General features: G+C 63.7%; 22 protein-coding genes. 15 read left to right on the forward strand and 7 right to left on the reverse strand.

What is annotated here, in order from left to right; translation table 11 throughout:
- Together J9611_RS16490 and J9611_RS16495 are read left to right on the forward strand one after the other, a co-directional pair.
- A partial coding sequence (locus J9611_RS16490; RefSeq protein ID WP_211881684.1) for a hypothetical protein occupies positions 1 to 383 on the forward strand: 383 nt, incomplete at its 5' end.
- A complete protein-coding gene (locus J9611_RS16495) occupies positions 376 to 891 on the forward strand; it encodes a hypothetical protein (protein ID WP_211881685.1) in 516 nt (171 codons plus the stop codon). The genes J9611_RS16490 and J9611_RS16495, both read left to right, overlap by 8 nt.
- Before the next feature lie 132 nt (positions 892 to 1,023).
- Here the strand turns inward: J9611_RS16495 and J9611_RS16500 are convergent, their stop codons facing one another.
- A complete protein-coding gene (locus J9611_RS16500) occupies positions 1,024 to 1,353 on the reverse strand; it encodes a histone-like nucleoid-structuring protein Lsr2 (protein ID WP_211881686.1) in 330 nt (109 codons plus the stop codon).
- A 339-nt stretch (positions 1,354 to 1,692) separates the two neighbouring features.
- On the opposite strand from J9611_RS16500, the gene J9611_RS16505 reads away from it, so the two are divergent.
- Entirely contained in the window at positions 1,693 to 1,995 is a 303-nt protein-coding gene (locus J9611_RS16505; RefSeq protein WP_211881687.1) for a DUF4193 domain-containing protein, read from the forward strand.
- Between the two features lie 95 nt (positions 1,996 to 2,090).
- On the opposite strand, the gene J9611_RS22375 is transcribed toward J9611_RS16505, so the two are convergent.
- Positions 2,091 to 2,213, reverse strand: coding sequence for a hypothetical protein (locus tag J9611_RS22375; protein ID WP_281414583.1), 123 nt, complete (start codon positions 2,211 to 2,213; stop codon positions 2,091 to 2,093).
- A 348-nt stretch (positions 2,214 to 2,561) separates the two neighbouring features.
- On the opposite strand from J9611_RS22375, the gene J9611_RS16510 reads away from it, so the two are divergent.
- A complete protein-coding gene (locus tag J9611_RS16510; protein WP_211881688.1) occupies positions 2,562 to 2,924 on the forward strand; it encodes a cupin domain-containing protein in 363 nt (120 codons plus the stop codon).
- Between the two features lie 396 nt (positions 2,925 to 3,320).
- Here J9611_RS16510 and J9611_RS16515 read toward each other — a convergent pair whose 3' ends face one another.
- Together J9611_RS16515 and J9611_RS16520 are read right to left on the reverse strand one after the other, a co-directional pair.
- Complete coding sequence (locus J9611_RS16515) at positions 3,321 to 3,908, reverse strand: site-specific integrase (protein ID WP_211881689.1); 588 nt, start codon at positions 3,906 to 3,908, stop codon at positions 3,321 to 3,323.
- A gap of 318 nt (positions 3,909 to 4,226) precedes the next feature.
- Positions 4,227 to 5,603: a Spo0B domain-containing protein gene (locus J9611_RS16520; protein ID WP_211881690.1), complete on the reverse strand. Its 1,377-nt coding sequence runs from the start codon at positions 5,601 to 5,603 to the stop codon at positions 4,227 to 4,229.
- A 361-nt stretch (positions 5,604 to 5,964) separates the two neighbouring features.
- On the opposite strand from J9611_RS16520, the gene J9611_RS16525 reads away from it, so the two are divergent.
- Both J9611_RS16525 and J9611_RS16530 read left to right on the forward strand, forming a co-directional pair.
- Complete coding sequence (locus J9611_RS16525; RefSeq protein ID WP_211881692.1) at positions 5,965 to 6,351, forward strand: hypothetical protein; 387 nt, start codon at positions 5,965 to 5,967, stop codon at positions 6,349 to 6,351.
- A gap of 279 nt (positions 6,352 to 6,630) precedes the next feature.
- Positions 6,631 to 7,137, forward strand: a complete 507-nt coding sequence (locus J9611_RS16530) for a hypothetical protein (RefSeq protein WP_211881694.1) — start codon at positions 6,631 to 6,633, stop codon at positions 7,135 to 7,137.
- An 84-nt stretch (positions 7,138 to 7,221) separates the two neighbouring features.
- Here the strand turns inward: J9611_RS16530 and J9611_RS16535 are convergent, their stop codons facing one another.
- Positions 7,222 to 8,778, reverse strand: a complete 1,557-nt coding sequence (locus J9611_RS16535; RefSeq protein WP_211881697.1) for an MDR family MFS transporter — start codon at positions 8,776 to 8,778, stop codon at positions 7,222 to 7,224.
- 127 nt (positions 8,779 to 8,905) lie between these two features.
- Between J9611_RS16535 and J9611_RS16540 the strand changes: the two genes are divergently transcribed.
- From J9611_RS16540 to J9611_RS16565, 6 genes are all read left to right on the forward strand, one after another.
- Positions 8,906 to 9,496, forward strand: a complete 591-nt coding sequence (locus J9611_RS16540) for a TetR/AcrR family transcriptional regulator (RefSeq protein ID WP_211881700.1) — start codon at positions 8,906 to 8,908, stop codon at positions 9,494 to 9,496.
- A 94-nt stretch (positions 9,497 to 9,590) separates the two neighbouring features.
- Positions 9,591 to 10,289: an ABC transporter ATP-binding protein gene (locus J9611_RS16545; protein ID WP_211881703.1), complete on the forward strand. Its 699-nt coding sequence runs from the start codon at positions 9,591 to 9,593 to the stop codon at positions 10,287 to 10,289.
- Positions 10,286 to 11,572, forward strand: a complete 1,287-nt coding sequence (locus J9611_RS16550; RefSeq protein ID WP_211881706.1) for an ABC transporter permease — start codon at positions 10,286 to 10,288, stop codon at positions 11,570 to 11,572. Before J9611_RS16545 ends, J9611_RS16550 begins: the two co-directional genes overlap by 4 nt.
- A 331-nt stretch (positions 11,573 to 11,903) precedes the next feature.
- A complete protein-coding gene (locus J9611_RS16555; RefSeq protein ID WP_211881708.1) occupies positions 11,904 to 13,592 on the forward strand; it encodes an FAD-dependent oxidoreductase in 1,689 nt (562 codons plus the stop codon).
- Positions 13,589 to 14,890 (forward strand): cytochrome P450, encoded by a 1,302-nt coding sequence (locus J9611_RS16560; protein ID WP_211881710.1) that lies wholly within the window; start codon positions 13,589 to 13,591, stop codon positions 14,888 to 14,890. The genes J9611_RS16555 and J9611_RS16560 overlap by 4 nt, the downstream gene beginning before the upstream one ends.
- Before the next feature lie 694 nt (positions 14,891 to 15,584).
- Positions 15,585 to 16,097: a hypothetical protein gene (locus J9611_RS16565; protein ID WP_211881711.1), complete on the forward strand. Its 513-nt coding sequence runs from the start codon at positions 15,585 to 15,587 to the stop codon at positions 16,095 to 16,097.
- Between the two features lie 313 nt (positions 16,098 to 16,410).
- Here J9611_RS16565 and J9611_RS16570 read toward each other — a convergent pair whose 3' ends face one another.
- A complete protein-coding gene (locus J9611_RS16570) occupies positions 16,411 to 16,920 on the reverse strand; it encodes a mycothiol transferase (protein ID WP_211881712.1) in 510 nt (169 codons plus the stop codon).
- A 39-nt stretch (positions 16,921 to 16,959) separates the two neighbouring features.
- Positions 16,960 to 18,372: a glycoside hydrolase family 16 protein gene (locus tag J9611_RS16575; protein ID WP_211881713.1), complete on the reverse strand. Its 1,413-nt coding sequence runs from the start codon at positions 18,370 to 18,372 to the stop codon at positions 16,960 to 16,962.
- 666 nt (positions 18,373 to 19,038) lie between these two features.
- Here J9611_RS16575 and J9611_RS16580 point away from each other — a divergent pair.
- From J9611_RS16580 to J9611_RS16585, 3 genes are all read left to right on the forward strand, one after another.
- On the forward strand, positions 19,039 to 19,596 hold the full coding sequence (locus J9611_RS16580) for a DUF1016 N-terminal domain-containing protein (protein WP_246527937.1): 558 nt from the start codon (positions 19,039 to 19,041) through the stop codon (positions 19,594 to 19,596).
- A gap of 31 nt (positions 19,597 to 19,627) precedes the next feature.
- Positions 19,628 to 19,777: a hypothetical protein gene (locus tag J9611_RS22010; RefSeq protein WP_307857135.1), complete on the forward strand. Its 150-nt coding sequence runs from the start codon at positions 19,628 to 19,630 to the stop codon at positions 19,775 to 19,777.
- Positions 19,774 to 20,293 (forward strand): LysE family translocator (locus tag J9611_RS16585; protein WP_211881714.1); only part of this gene is annotated, 520 nt, incomplete at its 3' end. The genes J9611_RS22010 and J9611_RS16585, both read left to right, overlap by 4 nt.

Genomic DNA, 20,293 nt, shown 5'->3' on the forward strand with positions numbered 1-20,293 from the left:
GCGAGGTGCTCCCTGATGTGCGTAGAAAATGCGGTGTGGTAACTACATTTTCCCACGTCAGAGGCACCTTTCAGGCTTTAATTACGGGCTCCGGTCACACCCCCGATGAAATCCCGAGGTTAGTGCTGTCTGAGAGCTTCGAACGAGCCGATCAACTGATCGAGATTCTTTCTCGGACCGGTTTCCCCCTCCCTGCGATTTTCCCCACATGCGACGGAGGGCTGAGCCTCGTCTGGCAAAAGGCGCTAAACCGGACCACCGTTTACATCGACCCCGATGAAGAACTGCAAGTAGAGAAGGTTCCGGGAGGGCCTCTTCCGCTCTTTGCCTCGAATGACCCAAAAGCCGTAGCTAGTGAAGTTAGTAGGTTGAGTCTTGTCTGAAACCGTCGCAACGTCGGATGACGAACAGCTGCTCGACGCGGAGGAGTGGCCCGAACATAGAGACGGCGAGCTCCTGCTGGATGGTCCGCAAGATCTGCTTCTATGGCGCCAAGTCCACCCCAACCACGTGACAAGCGACGGTATTATCGGCGACCAAGCTTTTTCTGAGCTTGTCGACCTAGCTGCGATGCGCGGAACTCCGGAGGCACGTGACGAAGTATCCATGTCACGAGCCGACGAAGTGGATGCTGAAGAGGCTTACCAAGACTGGGTGGCCCGTGGGCGCATATCTCACGGCAGCTTTGGAGTAACCGTTGGAGAAGTGACTGCCACCGGTTGCAGGACCATAGATGACTCGGCTCGTCTTGATCCGGATGAGGATGTGCCAGGCCATGTTTACGTGGACATGCGAAAATACCCAGAAAAGCCCAAGGAAACTAAGCGGCGGATTCGCAGCACCTTGGCCGCCTACGCCACGCATCGTCGACGGCAGTTCCCTCTCCCCTGAGCAGCTGCGGGTGGGAGCCAAGATCCCCAGTTGCCATCCCACCTTCACCGCCTAGTGGCCAACAGCGAACGCCGATGACAGCGCATCATGTGAGCCCCGGTCCGGTAACCGGCGGCTGACGGGCTCGTCCGTTTATGCTTGGGCGGCGTCGTAGGCCTGTTTGATGTCCTGGCTGATCCGTCCCCGGGCGCTGGGGTTATATCCGTGGGCCTTGGCCCAGTCCCGGATCCTCTGGGTCTCTTCGCGGCCCGTGGGCGCGGTCCGTGTGCCCCGTCGGTCTGGCGTTCCCCGTAGGCGACGTGCGTGGGCGATGTACTTTTCCAGCACCCCGCGCAGCTCGGTGGCGTGATCTGCTGTGAGATCAATTTCGTAGTCGGCGCCGTCGACGGAGAACCTGACGGTTCCGTCGGCGTTCTCGCCGGAAAGATCATCGATCAGCTGGACGTGTACTTTGCGGGCCATGGGGAATCCTTTTTATTGGTAATTCATGCTGTCGTCCCCCAATGCCGGCTCGAGCCATTGTTCTCAATTCTATTCGAAACACGCACTCCGTAATCACCGACTTCATGGCGCATCCGGCCAGTCTTTTCGACAGCACCCGCTTCCGGCCGCCGGGGACAATGCGGACCGGGCCGGAGAAGAACACAGGCGCTTTCTGATGGGCATTCCGCCCAATGGCATTAAGTGCCCGTCCCGCGCAGCGAAATTCCGGGTCTCAACCTGTCTGGGTTTCTGACCTGACTGATACTCCGGTAAGGTCCAGTCCCGACACCACCTGTAGAAGAAACGAGTAATATCCCCGTGGCAACCGACTACGACGAAGTCCGACCCGACGTTGCGGAATCCCGCAACGCCTCCCTGCAGGCCGTGAGATCGGCGAATACACCCGATGCCCGCAGCGTCGTGCGCGAAATGGACGAAACCGACACCGTCGACGGCGTCGAACTGCCCGGCGCCGACCTTTCAGCCGAGGAACTGATCATCCAGGTGATCCCCCAGGCGGACGATGAGTTCACCTGCTACTCCTGTTTCCTGGTCCGGCACCGCTCCCAGATCGCTCGGAAGAAAGACAGCCACGCCTACTGCAGTGACTGCGAGGGCTGAACAACCGCCACTCCCCCACGTCCGTTCCCTGGACAGACCGTGACGGGCCCCGGGGACAGCGACAGGCTTACCGCATGCGGCGCAGAGGACTGAATTCACTGGAGCCGGCGCCGGGTGTTCCGGTGCAGGCTGCTGGCCCTGATGTATCCGTTGCGCTGGCCGGCCATGGCAGGTTCCCTTAGGGAGAGCGTCAGGTTGATCCCTGTGATCCCTGCCAACGAGTGTCAATAAACAGCGCAACAGGCCCGAGCCGGACATAAATGCCGGCGCCTTTCTGGCGTCTCGTTGGGTATACCCCAACCGGACGTCAGGATTGTCACTGTTACTTGCGAATGGCGTCTCATAGGTGCGGGAAAAGTATCGCGGTCAATCTCAAGCTCAGCTGATGGGGGACCGGTGTGCTCTAGGCAAAAGGGGCGATTGGGTCTATATATCGTGACTGTAGCCCAGTGCGTTGGCGGCCCTTCTGCTGAAATTCGCCCGCATCCGAAGGGGTAATCACCGCCAGAGGCAACTGCCGGAGCCTAACCCACAACAAGAAGCAGTACCGACCATAGGAGGTCAAGATGCCAGGTTTAGTTCGTAAAAGCCTCGATTCGCCCGAGGAGACGCGTCCCTTCGAAGGTGGTACAGGCCAACTACAACTCGTCAACCTGGAACAGGGCGCCGTGGGCCGCGCCACATTCCTGCCCGGATGGCGCTGGTCCGAGCACGTAAAACCGATCGCCAAAACGGAGAGCTGTCAGGCCGCCCACATGGGGTATTTCGTTTCCGGTCGAATGAAGGTCGTTATGAACGACGGCGAAGAAATGGAGTATGGGCCGGGCGACTTCGCCACCATGGCCCCCGGGCACGACGCCTGGGTACTGGGAGACGAACCCTGTGTCGTGATCGACTGGCAGGGATTCGCCGACTACGCCAAACCCTGAACCCAGGAACCCAGCACGCCAGTGATCCGAAGTCCGCGTCCGCCAAGGCTCGGGCTTCTCACCAACCGGCGGCGACATCGGTGATTCTCACGGGCCCCGCGAGAGTCGCCACTTGCGTAGAGGTTGACGAACACGTGCAGTGAACAGTCGCCGTTGCCAAGTGATCGGCGTTCCAACATGTAGTCGATGTACGTTTCGATGAGGCTCTCACTCACGAACATCACTCGTTGGCGTCCCTTTGCCCGGGCACCGTTTTCAGTCGGGTTGTCGAGTTGAACATGAAAGTGGGGAGCGGCTTGTATACACCCCAGGGCACGAGACCCACCACCGAAGTGGAGGTCGCGCGTGAAAAGGGACAGTGCCTCACCAACTCGGATTCCGGTGCCGTACAACAAGTCAATGAGAAAGCGGTCCCGAACCGGGAGCTTCAAAGCAACCAGCTTTTGACGCCCGGGCGTCGTCGATCCACTCGGGGGGTACTCCTTCAGCCGAGTGGCGTGCAGACCTTAATTCTTCTGTGAGGACTCGCCGCATTTTTCCATGCTCACCTCCGCCACCAGTTCCCGGCGCAAAGTACTTGATCTGCGTCATTCGACTAGCAATATCGCCGGTCAGGAGGCCCTCGGCATCGGCCCACTCGTAGTAGGAACGCAACGGCGTCATCCAGAGACTCACGGTCTTTTGGCTCCGCGTGGCAGTCACGCCGTTTGTCTTTTGGAATGGAGAAGTCTCAACAAGTCTTCGCCATAACCCGAGGTGCGAGAGAGTCACTGCACGCCAGTCCGCCGTCAAGGCTGTCCAAGACAGATAAGCAGCGACCCGGGAGCCATAGGCCTTGATGGTGTTCGGTGACCGACCAGTGTCGGTCAGGAACTGGAGCCAAGAAGAGGCGACGTGAAGCCGATCCTCTCCATCGACGATGACGAGCTGCCGGGTTCCGTCAAGCAAAGCCACATCCAGCATGTAGGCGGGGTTGGGAATCACGAGACCAAAGTACTGAACTTTACATGCGGAGGAGAGCCGACACACCGAGCAGAATCCAGACACGCTTAACCAAATATATCCAATTCACGAACCTATGTAGTAATATACATCGCCTTCGAGGCCAAAACGGCTTGTGCTCGCCTCGGCGTGTCGAGCGCCGCGCCGACTTTGGCGAGGGATGAAGGCGCCGTCTACCTAGACCAAGCCCTACGGGTATGAACGCTATCCAGCAAGTCTCTGACATGGACATGCATAGGATGTCAGACAAACAGAATGAGACCCCAGTCGTTGACATAAGCTGACACGATTGAGGGGGGGCTAGATAACCGCCGGGACACCGGGACCGTTGTCTGTCACGGAGATGAAGATGCCGGAGGAATCATCGAGTTGGAGCGTGACGAGCCTGGGTGTGGTCTGCCCGGAAACGGCGTCGACGGCGTTGTCCAGGAGGTTGCCGGTGATGGTCAGGAGCGACTGGGTATCCAGGAACGGCTGCCGCAGCTGCGAATCATCGGTGACCGTGACGTGCACGTCCTGCTCGGCTGCGATCGTGATCTTGGCCAACAGCAGGGCAGCCAGTTCCGGAGGTTCCACCCGGGAGCGCAGGCCCTCGCCAAGGGAACGCGAAGCGTCTGAAATCCCCGAGACGAATCGGCGCGCCTGATCCACGTCGCCCATCTCGAGCAGTCCGTCCACTACATGAAGGCGGTTCGCGTACTCGTGCTCCTGCGCCCTCAATGCTTTCATCAGGCCCTGGACGGCGCGCAGGTCGCGGATCAGGCCCTCGACCTCGGTGCGGTCCCGCAGTGTGACGACGGCGCCGATGCTCCTTCCGCCCAAAGTGACTGTCATCCGGTTGGCTACCAACAGTGCGTCCTCGGTGATCACGACCTGATCGGTGCCGGCAACCTCTCCGGTGAGGAGGGAGAGGAGCCTCCCGGCGGGAAGGAGATCCTCCAGCCGTTCGCCGAGGACCCTCCCTTCCAGGTGCAGCAGGCGGCGCGCCTCGGTGTTGATCACGGTGACGCGGCCGTCGTCGTCGACGCCGATCATCGCTTCACGGATGCCGTGCAGCAGTGCTTCGCGATCCTGGAGCAGGGAGGCGATCTCGGCCGGCTCGAGGTCGAAGGTCACCCTTTTGATCCGGCGCGCCAGCAGCAGGGAGCCGAAGGCACTGACCAGCAATACAACTGCCGAATAACCGGCGATAAGCCAGATCTGGTGCCCCTCGGTTGTTTCCAGGATGCCCACCGACACCTGGCCGATCACGCTGCCGTCAGCCGCGCGGATGGGCGCCTTTGCGTTGGCGGATGGTCCCAGGCTCCCCGGGTCAGTGCCGACGTGATTCTGGCCGTCCAGCACGGCCACGGGCTCCTGCAGGGCCTTGCCGATGAGGTCCGGGTTCGGGTGGGAGTATCGGATGCCGTTCCGGTCGCTGACGACGACGTAGTCCGGATGCGCCTTGGACTGCACAGTCGTTGCCATCGCCTGGATCGACCGGGACGGGTCGCCGGCTTGCAGGGCTGCGGCGACGTCTGGCATCTGGGCGACGGTGGTGGCTATTCCCAGGGCCCGCAGGCGGTACTGGTGTTCAAGGGTCTGGTTGCTGATTCGGTCGTAGAGGACCGCCCCGCCGGCGACAGTCAGCAGCAGGATGCACAGCACCCACACCAGGATCTGTGATGCGAGCGGCATCGCCTTTAACCGCCGACCCGGGATCTTCACCTTCCCCGCACCTTCAATCTCTTCCTACACCCTCACCTAGTTTATGTGGTCCACCCCACCCCCGGCGTCGAAAGGGCGCGGCGAGCAAAAGGCTCAAAACATGAATGATGCCTCTTAACCCTCGCAAGGCACGGAAGGCTTGGGCCGCCGTCGGACTTCTTCCTATCGTTGAGGTATCAGAGGTGACGTGGTTCACAGATAGGCTGCAGAGCGGGCCGGATAACCCCCACGATCACCACCCACACCTGCTGCCCGAACCCTGAACCGTCGTCGGCTGATTGCGCCGCCAGGCAGGGTGAGCAGTTAGGAAATCTCCAAAAGGACTGCCCCAATGAACAAAATCATGCGTGTTCTCGGCACTACCACGGCGACGCTGGCCTTGGGCCTGGGCGCCAGCGCCCTCCCGGCCAGCGCGGCGAGCGCAGCCGCCCCGGCCTCCGGAAACTGGAATCACAGCTCTTCCGACAACGACCGCCACCACCAAAAGGACAGCAACCGGCACGACAGCCAACACGGCTGGTGGGACGGGGAGAACCGCTGGCACGACTGGTCCGACGGATCGGGCTGGCGTGACGACGACGGTAACTGGCGTTCCGACGACGACCACAACGGGTCGTGGATGGGACGTGACGGTTTCCGGCACGACAGGGACGGCTGGTTTGACCACCAGGGACACCGGCATCAGGACGACCACAACAAGCACGCGCGCACCTGGTAGCCCAAGGCCTCTCGGCCGCCAGCTGAGGCCACCGCGCATCCATCCAGCCGGAGGACGGGAGTTATGCCCGCCCTCCGGCTGAAACAAATGGACCGGCAGAACCTTGAAGACCGGGGAGCCCAGTCGTGCATGCACCTGCGACGACGCAGCCGGCCCAACAGACACCAGGACTCTTCGCCCGATCACAGCAATCATCCGCAAGCACCTGCCTGCATAGATTGCGATACCGCTGGCGTGCAACTGGGGTACTTCGCTGAGCATCGGCGGTACATTGTGGGTATGGGACAGATTTCTTCAGGCCGCCGGGATTTGCTCGCTGATCGGCTCTTGGGCGTCGCGGAGTTCAGCCACGCGCACTGGTTCTTCGGCAATCTCTATGAGGCACTCGTCAAAATCCCGCACCGGGTCGCCGCCTCGGAAGCAAGCCGTGAACTGCCCCGGTCCCCCTTTGGAGCGGGAAGCCCCGGCCGCTACTACGCCCCGATCGCCCCGATCAACGCCCCTGCCGCCATCGCTGCCCTCGTGGCAGGTTGGAATCATGCCAACACCAGAGTTTGGCTGATAGTCGCTGCCGCCGGGTCCACGACGGGTGCGGCCGCTACCGCCTATCTGCTCCGGTCCATCAACCCCGAGCTGTTCTTCAGCCCACAACCGCTCAGCGAGATGCGCCGCAAACCCCTGTTGAAGCGGTGGTACAGGGTCCACGCCATCAGACTCACAGCCAGCGCCGTTGCCCTGGCCGCCATCCACCAGGCACGGACAATCCGGCTCGGAACCCGCGGATAAGACTCGCACCCTGGTAGGCGGGCCCGACGGCGGAATGGATGCACCGGTGAGTCGGTTCCGGAACTATTGGTATTACAGCAGGGGTTAAATGGCGAGTTCTTCGGCAGCCGCTTCGGCAGCCTGGCCCGGTGTGGGGGCGTATCCGCGCAGGGGGACCTGCCTGATGAACCACGCAAGGACAAAACCGGCCGCAGCGATGACCGATGCCCAGAGATACACACTCTGGATGCCGTTGGTGACGGCATGTTTGAAGAGGTCCTGGATGGCGGGCGGCAGTGAGTGCAGGGCCGCGGGGGTGATCTGGCTGCTCTCGTGCAGTCCGCCGGCACCAGGTTTGCCCATCGTCTCGGCCAGGCGGCCGGCATAGATCGAGCCGAGCACGGAGATACCCAGGGATCCCCCCATGTTCCGGGCGAAAGTGCTGGTGCCGGTGGCGGCCCCGATGTCCTTGATATGGACGCTGTTCTGGGCGATGAGGTTGGTGGTCTGCATCATGCAGCCCATGCCCGCGCCGAGGACGGCCATGTAGATCCCGGAGAGCAAGGCAGGGGTGTCCAGGCCCATGGTCGAGAAGAGGAACAGGCCGGTTGCCATGAGTGCGGCCCCGGCGATGGGGAGGGCCTTGTAATTTCCCGTACGCGTGATGAGCTGGCCGCCGGCCAGGGAAACGATCATGGCAGCAATCATCATGGGCATCAGCAGCAGCCCGCTGCTCGTCGCGGACTGTCCCTGCACGTATTGCTGGAACTGGGGCAGGAACGTGATCCCGCCGAACATGGCGAAGCCGACGACAAAACCGAGCAGGTTGGCGAGGGAGAAGTTGGCGCTGGAAAAAAGACGCAGCGGCATGACGGGTTCGGCCGCTTTGTGTTCGATGAACAGGAATGCGGCCAGCCCCACGGCGGCGGCCGCACCGAGTCCGATGATCAGCGGTGAGTTCCACTCGTACTGGGAACCGCCCCAGCTGAGCATGAGGACCAAGGCGGTGATCCAGACGGTGAGCATTGCCGAGCCCCACCAGTCGATGCGCACCTTGGCGTTCCGCGCTTCCTGCGGCAGCTTGAGGGTGAACCAACACACGATCAGGGAGATGATGCCCAAGGGGAGGTTGACATAGAACGCCCACCGCCAGGAGGCGTGGTCGGTGATGAAGCCACCGAGCAGGGGTCCGCCGATCATGGCCAGCGGCATGACGGCCATCATGATGCCTTGGTACTTTGCGCGTTCCCGGGGCGGAACCATCAGTCCGATCGCTGCCATTATGCCGACCATCAGTCCGCCGGCGCCGAGGCCTTGGAAGGCCCGGAAGGAAATCAGGGCAGTCATGTCCTGACTCATCCCGCACAGCGCGGATCCGGCCAGGAACACCACGATCGAGACCATGAAGGTCGTGCGGTGTCCGAAGATATCCCCGAGCTTGCCCCAGATCGGGGTGGCCACGGTGGAGGCGACGACGTATCCAGTGGTGACCCAGGCCAGGTGGTCCATGCCGCCCAGCTCCCCCACGATGGTCGGCAGGGCCGGTGCAACGATCATATTGTCCAGTTGCGCCAGCAGCATCGCGATGATCAGCCCGCTCATCGCGGTGATGATCTGTCGGGGCGAAAGCCGGGTCTGCCCGGATTGGCTGTCAGCGTCCATGCCTGGTGTCCTCAAAGTTGTTTTGCGGTCGGGTTACCGTATGGTTAGCAGGGTACTTACCGGCCGGTTAGTTATCAACCCTGGCGGGTGGCAGAATTCCCTATTAGTGAAGGCAGTGGCAGGACAGATGAGTGACACGGCACCGGGCGCACCGGCAGGTGCAGGCGGGACGCGGGAGAAGATCCAGTCCGTTGCCCTGCGACTTTTCGCCGACCAAGGGTATGAGTCGACGTCGATGCGGCAGATCTCCGAGCAGCTTGGTATCACCAAGGCAGCCCTGTATTACCACTTCACCAGCAAGGAAGCCATTGTCCGGGCGTTGATCGAGACCATGCTGGCCCAGGTCACCCACCTGGTGGAATGGGCCCGTGCGCAGGAGCCCGGCCCGGACCTGCGCCGTGAAGTGCTCGCCCGCTGGTCGGCCATCATGCACGACCAGGGTCTGCGGATGTTCCGCTTCCTCGGTGCCAACTACCGCCTGGTCCGCGACATCCGGGGCGAACCCGGACAGCCCGGCGGGATGGCCGCCGTCGTCAGTGAATTGTTCTCCATCCTGACCCCGCCGGGCGCCAGCGTCGAAGACAAACTCCGGGTGCGTTTTGCCCTGCTCATCATCAACATGACCGGCATGGCGGCCCGCGATCTCGACGCCGGCGAAGACGACATCCTTGACGCTGCGGCCCGGATCTCCGCCGGGCTGCTGCCCCCCGGCTTCTGACCCTGGCCTGGGCCCCCGCCGGTCCGGCGGTGTCCCGCAGTCCGTCCCCCGAATCCCATGACCCCTATATATCCCGACTCCCGATTGGAAACCCATGTCTGCGCCAATCCTGGCCGCCTGCGACCTGACCAAGACCTATGGGCGCGGGCCTGACCGCTTCGATGCCCTCAAGGGCGTCTCCCTGGAGATTGACCGCGGCGATTCCGTGGCGATCGTGGGCAAGAGCGGCTCCGGCAAATCAACCCTGATGCACCTTCTCGCGCTGCTGGACACCCCCGGCGGCGGCCAGATCCATGTCGACGGGACCGACGCGAAGACCCTGAGCGGACGCAACCTCAACGCGCTGCGGAATTCCATGTTCGGCTTCGTGTTCCAGCAGTTCTTCCTCAACACCGCCTCCAGCGTGCTGGAGAACGTCGTTCTCCCGCTCAAGATCGCCGGCGTCGGGACCCGTGAACGGCGGGCCCGCGGAATGGCCGTCCTGGAACAGCTCGAACTGGCCGACAAGGCCCGCAACAAGGCCGGCAACCTCTCCGGGGGCCAGAAACAGCGCGTCGTGATCGCCCGGGCCCTGGTCAACACCCCACAGGTCCTGTTCGCGGACGAGCCCACCGGAAACCTGGACACCGCCACCGGGCGCATCGTCGAGGACATCCTGTTCGACCTTAACTCCAACCACGGCATCACGCTGATCACCGTCACCCACGACCACGACCTGGCCGCCCCCTTCAACCGCCGTCTCTATATCCGCGACGGCGTGCTGATCACCACCGACGAGGAGCACGCGGCATGAAACCGCTCGAAATCCTGAAGACCGCCATCACGAACAGCTTCCGCAGCAAACTGCGCACGTCGCTGACCATCATGGCCATATTTGTCGGCGCGTTCACCCTGACCATCACCAACGGCCTCGGCACGGGCATCTCGAACTACATCGACAGCCAGATCGCCGCCGTCGGCTCCAGCAATACCTTCACCGTCAACAAAACCGGCACCAGCGGCAATCCCGGCTCCGGGCCGAAAAAATACGACGCCAGCACCAGGGTTCTCGCCTCCGGCGGCCGGCCAGGCTCAACCCAGCAGGCCCTGGGCCAGGCCGATCTGAACACGATCGGCGCCATCCCGGGCATCACGGGCGTTACCCCTGTTACGCGGCTCAGCCCGGACTACATCCAATGGAACAGCCTCGAGAAGTACCAGCTTTCGGTCAGCCCACTCGCCGGGGCACAGCCCCAGCTCGCGGCAGGCTCGGCCCTGGACGATTCCGGCACTCAACCGCAGCTTATCCTTCCCGCCAGCTACGTGGCACCGCTGGGCCTCCCGGACAATAACGAGGCCATCGGCCAGGACGTCACGATCGGCATCACCGACGCGACCGGAACGGTGCACCCGATCACCGCCCGCATCACCGGTATTGAACAGAGCGCCCTGCTCGGCGGCGGGGGTGCCTTCATCAACAAATCCCTCTCCACCGCCCTTGCCGATGCCCAGGGCACCGGAGCCCCTGCCGCGGCAAATACCGCATGGGCGGAGGTGACAGCCACCTTCGCGCCGTCGTCCGCCTCGCAGGTCGGCGATATGAAGGCCGGGCTTGCCGCCGCCGGGTACACCGCCCAGACCCTCGATGACCGGATCGGCACCGTGAAGACCGTCATCAACGGGATCATCGGCGTCCTGGACGCCTTCGCCATCATCGCCCTGATCGCCGCGGGCTTCGGGATCGTGAACACCCTGCTGATGTCCGTGCAGGAACGCACCCGGGAGATCGGCCTCATGAAGGCCATGGGCATGGGCAGCGGATCCGTCTTCGGACTCTTCAGCACCGAGGCGGCATTCATCGGCCTCCTTGGCAGCGCCATCGGCTCCGCCGCCGCCATCGGGCTCGGCACCGCAGTCAGCGGCGCCCTCGCCCGCGGGCCCCTCAGCGATCTGGCCGGCCTCCACATCCTCGCCTTCGCCCCGGGCCCCGTCGCGGGAGTCATCCTCCTGGTCATGGCCATCGCCTTCATCGCCGGGACCCTCCCTGCCTGGCGGGCAGCGCGGCAAAACCCGATCGATTCCCTCCGCTACGAATAAACCACGCCGCTGACAGATTTTGGCCAGTCGGTTTCAGCTGCGCAAACGTCCCCGACGACCACCATACGTTGAGTCTGTGCCCCGCCATAGCGGGTCACAGTCCTCTTCCGCCGCCCACCCACGGGGCCTAGACTCGATTCACTTGATCATGAATCAAATCGAGGCCCCCTGCCCCGGGCCGGCCCCAGGGCCGGGAAGCCCTGTCGGGGTCCGGGGAGAGGCCCGGTTCACCCGGAAGAGGCGCCGGCCTGCCGGCGGTCGGCGGGCGCCAGCCCGCCAAGGGAGGCGGGCGCCAGCCCGCCAAGGGACCCGTAAAAGGGAGTAGTTCGGCATGAGGCTCGTCGTCGATCTCACTAAATGCCAGGGTTATGCCCAGTGCGCCTTTCTCGCTCCGGACGTCTTCACGATCCAGGGGGACGAGGCGCTGACGTATGACCCGGACCCTGACGGGGCGCAGCGCACGAGGATCCGGCGGGCCGCCGCTGCGTGTCCGGTTCAGGCCATCCGGCTCGACCAGCTGGACGGGCCGGACGGATCGCTGCATCCGAACGCACCGCCGGCGAGGGCTGCCGCCGCCGAGGACAGCGGGGGCACGTTCAAGAGAACCGGACGGATCGTCATCGTTGGAGCATCGATGGCGGGGCTGCGCGCAGCGGAGCGGCTGCGCGAGGAAGGGTTCACCGGCACGCTGACTCTCGTCGGCGAGGAACCGCACGAGCCCTACGACCGGCCGCCGCTGTCGAAACAGGTCCTGGCCGGGTCGGTGCCGTCGGAACACACCTCGCTGCCACGCCGCCGGGACCTTGACGCCATCTGGCGGCTGGGTGTGGCGGCGACCGGTCTGGACTTGGCCGCGAAGCAGCTGCACCTCGCCGACGGCAGCCGGATCGCATTCGACAAGCTGCTGATCGCCACCGGCTTGCGGGCCCGCCCCTGGCCCAACGCTGCGGAGGCGGCCCTGAGAGGCGTCCTGACGTTGCGCACCCGGGAGGACGCCACCGCTCTGCGACAGCTCCTCGCGCGGCATCCCCGTCGGGTGCTGGTCATCGGCGCCGGGTTCATCGGTTGCGAGGTCGCTTCCGTGTGTCGTGAACTGGACCTGCCGGTCACCGTCGCGGAGGCTGGTCCGGCTCCGCTCCTCGCTGCCCTTGGCGGGGTGATCGGCGCAATCGCCGGGGAGCTGCAGACCGAGAAGGGCGTTGATCTGCGCTGCGGCGTCAGGGTCGCGTCCCTGGAAGGTGATGCCACGGGACAGCTGCGCCGCGCCCGACTGTCCGACGGCACAACGCTGGAGATAGACGTGGCGGTCGCAGCGCTGGGGGCCGTCCGCAATGTCGAATGGCTCGCAGGTTCCGGTTTGGCCTGCGGCGTATGGGGCGTCGCGTGCGACGCCGGCTGCCGCGCCTTCGACGCGAACGGCCTGGTCACCGATGACGTCTTCGTCGCCGGCGACATAGCGCGCGCCCCGCAGCCGATGTACGGCTATCAATACCTCGCCGTCGAGCACTGGGGAAACGCCATCTCCCAGGCCGAGGTCGCGGCACACAACATGGTCAGCCGCGAGACCGAACGGTGGCCGCACCTGGAGGTGCCGAAATTCTGGTCGGTCCAGTTCGGCACCGAAATCAAGAGCGTCGGGGTGCCCTCGGTCGCCGATGAGGTCGCCATCGTCCAAGGATCAGTGGCCCTGCGGCGTTTCGTGGCAGTCTATGGCTACAAGGGCCGCATCGTGGCGGCGGTCGCCTTCAACCAGAACAAGTGGCTCGAATTCTACGAACCGCTGATCGAGCAAGCCGCACCCTTTCCGCCGTCATTCCACCACATCGACGAGCCAGCCCATGCCCGGCCAGTGCCGGCCCGGTTCAAACCCGCGGCCAGCCCTACCCAGGACGCCACCGTCGTCGTGACCGGTCACGATCCCAATGAGCGCCGCGCCAGATTGACCAACCCCGCCGCCGGTGACACGCCGTCACGGAGACCGGCAGAAACCGCCCCACGATTAAAGGAGCCTTCACCATGAGCCAGGCCAGCTCCTGGGAGCAGAGCCTCGACTACTCCAACAGGGCCAACCCCTACCCGTTCTACGCCGAGCTCCGCAAGACCCCGGTGACACGGCTTCCGGACGGAACGTACGTTGTCAGCGGCTACGCCGAGATCGCCTCGCTGCTGCACGACCCGCGGGTAAGCTCCGACATCAACCGCAACCCGGCGGCCGTCGCAGCAGGCGCCGCCGCCGGGGACAACGGGGACGGTCCCGGCATGTCTCCGACGTTCCTGAGCATGGATCCGCCCGATCACGATAAGTTTCGACGGATCGCCATGCGCCACTTCGGACCGCCCACGACGCCGGGCCGGGTCGCCGGGCTGGAGCCACGGATGACGGAAATCGTCACCGACCTGATCGACAACATGGCCGGCCGCAGGAGGATCGACGTCGTCGATGACCTGGCGTATCCACTGCCCGTCACCGTGATCTGCGAACTTCTCGGCGTGCCTCCCGGAGACGAACACCGCTTCCGGGTCTGGGTGGACGTCGCCGTGCAATCCACCGACCCCGGACTCGATCCCGAAACCCAGCAGAAAAAGAGAGCCGAAGCCGGTGCGGAACTGCGCTCCTTCATGGAAGAACTGGTCGAGGCCCATCGGAAGGCACCGGGCAACGACCTGCTCTCGGCGATGGCCACAGACGACGGCCCGGAAGGTCGCATGCCGGCAGAGCAGCTGGTGAGCACCGGGCTTCTTCTGCTCATCGCCGGACACGAAACCACGGTGAACCTCATCGCCAACGGCGCGCTGACCTTGCTCCGCCACCCGCACGAGCTCCAGAGGCTGCGCAACGACCCCGGCCTCGCCATCCCGATGGTCGAGGAGCTGCTGCGCTACGAGCCTCCCGTGCATTTCGTCCCCTTCCGCACGGCGCTCGACGATATCGATGTTGCCGGCACGATCATCCCCGCGGGCGCCTCCTTCACGCTGCTCCTGGCCGCAGGCAACCGGGACCCCGCCCACGTCACCGACCCCGATCTTTTCATCCCGGACAGGCGCAATAATCAGCACCTAGGCTTTGGCGGCGGCGTCCACCTCTGCTTCGGCGCACCCCTCGCCCGGCTGGAAGCCCAGATCGCCCTTACCGAATTCGCCAGCAGAATTGAGAACCCGCGGCTGGTCGCCGATCCGCCGTCATACCGTCCGAGCCCGTTCCTGCGCGGACCTTCCCACCTTCCGATGGACATCGACGGCATCGCCGGCAAGGAGCACGATCGGGCAGCCCTGATAACCATCGCCGATGCCGGTAGGATCCCCGACCCTCCCTGCTGAGGACGGGCACCCAGACACTTTTCACGTGAAATCTCCCACGTGGAGCGAATCCTCGGGATCCGCCAATTTTCGACGACCGGTGCGTCCCCTATTGAGGGAAAATGCGCGAGGGACGTGCCGTCAGATGCTCAACGGGGGTCAACCGGCCGGTTCGCGTCTCCGGGAAAAAATTGGCTCTCCTACATCGGAGCCATCGCTGAGAAGGGGCCCTGGAGATTCCAGGGTCCCTCCTCCGCGTGCTCCATCAGGAAAGAGCAGTTCGATACCACCCTGCGGTCCGGCCACCTCGTCACCGTCTCGGCGGCCACTCATTAAGGTGATATGCACATACTGCCAACGACGGCTGTGGTAATGCTGGGCTTTTTCTGTGTGGGCAGTGCAAATGTTCTCCGACTGGGCTTGAAGAGCGCATCCGCTGACGCACTCACCGCGGAACGCCTTGTACGGCGGCTGCCACGCAGCGGACGAGGAATCCGGCTTGGCTTTGTAGGAACGGTCCGGTGTACGGGTTCGGCAGGGGCGGGCATGGGTTCGCTGAACCGTGCGGACGTGCTGCTGGTACTTGACGAGCTGGCAGTCCGTGGTCGGGTTGGAGAGGATCCGAGCGTGGAAATCGTCTCCGGCGTCGCGGTATTCCACCAAGGCAACCTTGCTACCCTCGGAAACCGTCCGTGCCGCGGCTTAGGCTGGTCCCGTGAACCCGACCCCGAGTCCCGTTGATGTCTTCATCCACTCCGGCCCCGCCGAGTGGTGGCAGATCTTCGCCGCCCTCGGCCCTTTGGCAGTGCTCCTGGCCGCGGTAATTGCGGCCATCATCAACTGGCGCACCCTGAAGCAGCGGACCGAGGCCGACGCACTCTCCCTGGAACAGAAACGTGAGGCGGACGCGAACGCCCTGAATCAGAAGACGCAGGCTGATGACCGGGCTGAATGGTGGAAACGGGCCCAATGGTCGCTCGACAGCTCCCTCTCCGATAACCCCCGCCGCGCAGAACTAGGACTGGAAATCATGGCGGTCCTGGCCGACAGCGGACTTGTCGGCGACGAGGAACTGGGGATAATCACGGTGGCATGGGAGGAACCCCTGGAGGTTGCGCAGGAGCGCATCAGCACCATGAGGATGGACGACGAGACCGATCAGGGCGACAATGAAACAACGACCGGGCAGAAGGGGCAGGAGGTTGACGATGATCATGCAGGAGTCTGACCGCGGGCACGGCGCCCACGCCTCTGCCGGGGCTGAGGCGGATACCGCGCAATACGACGTTGACGCCAGCCGGACGGTTGCACCCCGTCCCGCTTCCAAGGACCGGGGCGTGCAGATCGCCGCCGCTAAGCTTCGTCTCGTCACAGACCGAAGGCTCGGGAAAAAAACGCCGGACTGGGTCAGGGCCCTAGCCGCGGAAAAGCCCCACCGCACAGCCTCCTGATTTGTCATGACAGGTGGAGGGCCAATAGTCGCGAGGCCACGGCCGTCGTGGATAAAGGCGAGCGGGCCACAGCCAGGCTAGCCGACTCCCCTAACGGTGCGCAGGGTTCAGGCCCTTGGCATATGCGGCCTGCCCGACGTGCTGGAGGCAGTCGGCAATAATGCTGACCAGCCGCACCCCGAGAGTGACGGGCGGGTCCCAGCGGGTGTCGACGATGCGGTCGAAGTCCTCGTCGCCGAGGGTTTTCAGAAACTCCACGGTCTGCCGGTGGACGGCGTCGTAGTATTCGACCAACAGCTCCGGCGGGGCCTGCACCGCGTCGACCTGGCCCGTCGAATGGCCGTAGCCGGTGTCGCGTACGGGCAGCGGCAGATCGAAGCGGCCAGCAAACCCCTGCGAGGTCCAGACCTGATCCAGGCCGGCGGCGGAGGCGAGCTGCGCATCCTCTGCCCGGCTGAGGTGCCAGATCAGCCACGCAATCGAGTTTCCGTTGCCTGCGGGCCGACGGACCAGAGACTCGTCGTCGGCCCCTTCAAGCGTGGCGGCCACGGTGTCACGGATCCGGCCGAAGGCGTCCAGCAGCAGTTCGTTGGATTTCATCGAGTCCCCTCATCGTGCATTTTTCTGGAGCGCCGGGTGTTAGTTGTAGACGCGGATCCAGTCGACCTGCATCTGGCTTGGTAGAGTGGCGGTCCCGTCCGGGAACCAGTCCAGCTGGACCGTCTGGTGCATCCCGACCGTGGGCTGGTGCGCCGGGTTCGTGTCGGTGAACCATTGCACGCCGTCGATGTATCCGGTGATCCCGGCCGGGGTCCACTGGACCGCATAGTTGTGCCACTGGGTGGTGTCGATAGTCTGTGCTGCCTGACTCTGGAAGTTCGAGCCGCCGCACGCATAGTGCAGGAAGAACTTGATCCTGGTCGTGTCGGAAGATCCTTCGGCGTAATCAATCTCGGCGCAGTTGGGGGATGTGTTGTTGTTCGGCCACAGGATCAGGACGGGGTGGTATTTCGGGTCCCTGGCGGTGGTTTTCATCCGTGCTTCCCAGCGGCCGTACTGCTGCTGCGCAAACCTGGCTGACATACCGCCGGTAGTACCGGCCGAGTCACCGCTGACGGTGGCAACGCCGCCAGCCACAGCCCAGGCCTTCGGACTCCGGATCCCCTTGCCCGCATGCCCCACGCTGTTGTAGACGTTCCACTTCGCAGGATCGGGCGGCCCCGTGTAGGAAAACTCATCCCCGGTAACCACCGGACCCCAACCGAAAACGACGGCGGCCTGGGTGCCGTCGGGCGCCTGGGCCGCCTGGGCGGGCAGAATCTCGATCAGAGACAGATTCCACTTGTCGGTGGTGGGGGCCGTGTCATTAATCCTTACGGACGATGGCGCTGTCGCCGTGCCGGGTGCATTTTGGCGTTGCGTCCAGAACGTATCACCGCTGCTGGCAAGGAACTCATCGACCTTGGTTTGACCGGTCCCGACGGTGCGGGGGACGGCCCTACTCCAGTCATTGCCAACTCCCCAGACCCAGGAACCGGTGCGGGTTGTCGTAAGCGTAGCGGTGGGCGCTCCGGTGGCTCCGTTGGCTCCCTTTACCGCTCCGTTGGCTCCCTTTACCGCTCCGTCGGTGGCCGTGTCCGCGCCCGTGAAGGTGGCGACCGTTATGGAAGCCTGGTACGAACCGGTATGCGTGGCTGTCACAGTTGCGTTCGTGAGGATGCTGCTCGACGCGGCTTGCCAGATTTCAGCCGTGCCGTACTGAACATTGGTCCGCTGACGCAGTCGCCATGTGAGCCCGCCACCCGTGACTGAGGAGAATTGCTGGGACCGTGTGGTTGCCGGGCCAGAAGTCGCGACAAATGCTAACAACAGTTCCTTGGGTTGGCTGGTTGTAAAGGCTGGCGAAACGACGGTCCGAGAAGGCGAGGACCGGTGCGTACTGACAACCTTGTCCGTCGCCAAACCGCCGGCTGCGTTGGCGGACAGTGGCACTAAGCTGAGACCGATAATTGCGGTGGCAATGACTATGCGTGCAAAAATCGCTGGCCGCATGAATTCCTCGCAAAGTCTTCATAGAAGTGAAATTTGCTCTGTCGGCCAAAGGTAAAGGACTCGCGATACCCATAGGAGATGCCCGCGGGAAATTGTCTTTGAGGTCTGCCCACCAGGGTCGACAGCACCGGTGAAACCTGAGGGCGGCGACCACTCGCCTTAAATATTCGGGACAAAGGCCCTGACTGCGGCGTGATTGAGTTGCGCCGCCGAATTCTTCCGGCCGGAATCACCGGCCCGGCACCCCATCGTAACGAGTCAGGGGCTGGCTACCCTGAGTGGCGACTACCTGTTAAGGCACTTTTCATACTCGTTAAAGACTTCGCGTTACTCGTCCCGCGTGCCGCGGAATGGGTTACAACGGAGCCGTCCGGGACACGGCTCCCCTGCCGCCCTACCCGCCTGCCCCGGAATCTGGATCCGCGCTGCTTCCTGCATCAGCGGATCTGAAATCACTACCGTCACCGGACCCGGCGCAATATCGAAGGCCACGAAGCCACGCGATTTGTCGCCCGGCAGCACGGTCCCCGAGCCAAGCTGTCCGGCAAGCTGCGGGTCAAGGAAGCGGAAGCGGTGGTCGCCGCCGCTGTGTGACGCCCGCCAAGAATGTCAGTGCCCGGGGATAGGTTCAAGGTGAAATGACCGCTCGGAAAGGAACCGATCCCCATGTCTACACCAGCGTCGTTTGAATCAACGCCCGCGAAGTCCAGCGTGCCGGCTTGGTACCCGGAGCTGCTGGCGTCCGTGTCCACCGAGGTCCGCTCGGCTTTTCCTGAGGCAAGAGGATTCTCGCCGCGAAATCTCCGCTATATGAAGTCGTTCGCTGAAGCGTGGCCGGATTTTCCAATGTTGCAAGCGCCGCTTGCAACATTGCCCTGGTACCACCAGATCGCCCTGCTCGAGAAGCTCAGCGACCCGGAAACCCGACTCTGGTACGCAGCTTCCGTCGTCGAGAATGGCTGGTCACGGAACGTCCTCGCCCACCACATCGAGGCGAAGCTCCACGAGCACTCCGGCAACGCAATCACGAACTTCAAGGCGACCTTGCCGCCGTCGGGCTCGGATCTTGCCCAGCAGTCGTTCAAGGATCCGTGTGTCTTTGTCTTCGTGGCCATGACCGGCAAAACGAACGAAGGCGAGCTCGAGGGCCAGCTGGTCCTGCACGTGGAGAAAAAGCCACCGCCTTCAAGCCCGAGTATCTGGGCCATGCGCAGCCGCGCATAACGCCGGCCAGATCAACATGTACATGTCCGCCGTGGACGATCTCCTGGCCCATGCTGACGACCAGCCGACCATCGGGCTGCTGCTGTGCGAGACCAAGAACAATGTGGTGGCTGAGTACTCCGGGCCGGGTATTGCTGCAATTGCAACCAGGCAGCCAGCACCCGGACAATGGTGTTCATGACCGCTGTAACCTTGCTGGCCTTTGCCGGGCTGTGCCTGCTGCTCTCCGTCACCCCCGGCCCGGATACCTTCCTCGTGCTGCGGATCTCGCTGCAGAATGCCGGGGCCGGCCTTGCCGCGGCGCTCGGCTCGGCACTGGCGTCCCTGGTCTGGGCCGCGCTGGTGGGAGTGGGACTCGCCGCAGTGCTGGAGGACTCCGCGGAAGTGTTCCGCTGGCTGAAGATCGCGGGCGGGTTGTACCTGCTGTACTTGGGAATCTCGTCGCTGATCCGGGGCCGCCGCCAAACAACCTCCGCAACCGCCGGACGGCCTCCCCGCCGGGGCTACAGCCGAAGGGCAGGGTTCGGCGCCGGCGCGCTCTCCACACTGCTCAATCCCAAGGTCGGCCTGTTTTACCTCGCCGTCGTGCCCCAATTCATTCCACACGGCGGCAACACCCTGGACACCGCCATGGTGCTTGGTGCCATCGAAAGCGCCATCGGTTTCCTCTATCTGGTGGCCGTGTCCATCGCGGCAG

It is taken from the genome of Pseudarthrobacter albicanus, assembly GCF_018224015.1.
Taxonomy (GTDB): Bacteria; Actinomycetota; Actinomycetes; order Actinomycetales; family Micrococcaceae; genus Arthrobacter; species Arthrobacter albicanus.

Bases quoted from the DNA above. Each gene is read 5' to 3' on its own strand.
- J9611_RS16500 (WP_211881686.1), bottom strand. From the start codon at position 1,353: ATGGCCCGCAAAGTACACGTCCAGCTGATCGATGATCTTTCCGGCGAG.
- J9611_RS16525 (WP_211881692.1), top strand. From the start codon at position 5,965: ATGAACAAAATCATGCGTGTTCTCGGCACTACCACGGCGACGCTGGCC.
- J9611_RS16560 (WP_211881710.1), top strand. From the start codon at position 13,589: ATGAGCCAGGCCAGCTCCTGGGAGCAGAGCCTCGACTACTCCAACAGG.
- J9611_RS16570 (WP_211881712.1), bottom strand. From the start codon at position 16,920: ATGAAATCCAACGAACTGCTGCTGGACGCCTTCGGCCGGATCCGTGAC.
- J9611_RS16580 (WP_246527937.1), top strand. From the start codon at position 19,039: ATGTCTACACCAGCGTCGTTTGAATCAACGCCCGCGAAGTCCAGCGTG.
- J9611_RS16550 (WP_211881706.1), top strand. From the start codon at position 10,286: ATGAAACCGCTCGAAATCCTGAAGACCGCCATCACGAACAGCTTCCGC.
- J9611_RS16540 (WP_211881700.1), top strand. From the start codon at position 8,906: ATGAGTGACACGGCACCGGGCGCACCGGCAGGTGCAGGCGGGACGCGG.
- J9611_RS16520 (WP_211881690.1), bottom strand. From the start codon at position 5,603: ATGCCGCTCGCATCACAGATCCTGGTGTGGGTGCTGTGCATCCTGCTG.
- J9611_RS16530 (WP_211881694.1), top strand. From the start codon at position 6,631: ATGGGACAGATTTCTTCAGGCCGCCGGGATTTGCTCGCTGATCGGCTC.
- J9611_RS16555 (WP_211881708.1), top strand. From the start codon at position 11,904: ATGAGGCTCGTCGTCGATCTCACTAAATGCCAGGGTTATGCCCAGTGC.
- J9611_RS16510 (WP_211881688.1), top strand. From the start codon at position 2,562: ATGCCAGGTTTAGTTCGTAAAAGCCTCGATTCGCCCGAGGAGACGCGT.
- J9611_RS16545 (WP_211881703.1), top strand. From the start codon at position 9,591: ATGTCTGCGCCAATCCTGGCCGCCTGCGACCTGACCAAGACCTATGGG.
- J9611_RS16575 (WP_211881713.1), bottom strand. From the start codon at position 18,372: ATGCGGCCAGCGATTTTTGCACGCATAGTCATTGCCACCGCAATTATC.
- J9611_RS16535 (WP_211881697.1), bottom strand. From the start codon at position 8,778: ATGGACGCTGACAGCCAATCCGGGCAGACCCGGCTTTCGCCCCGACAG.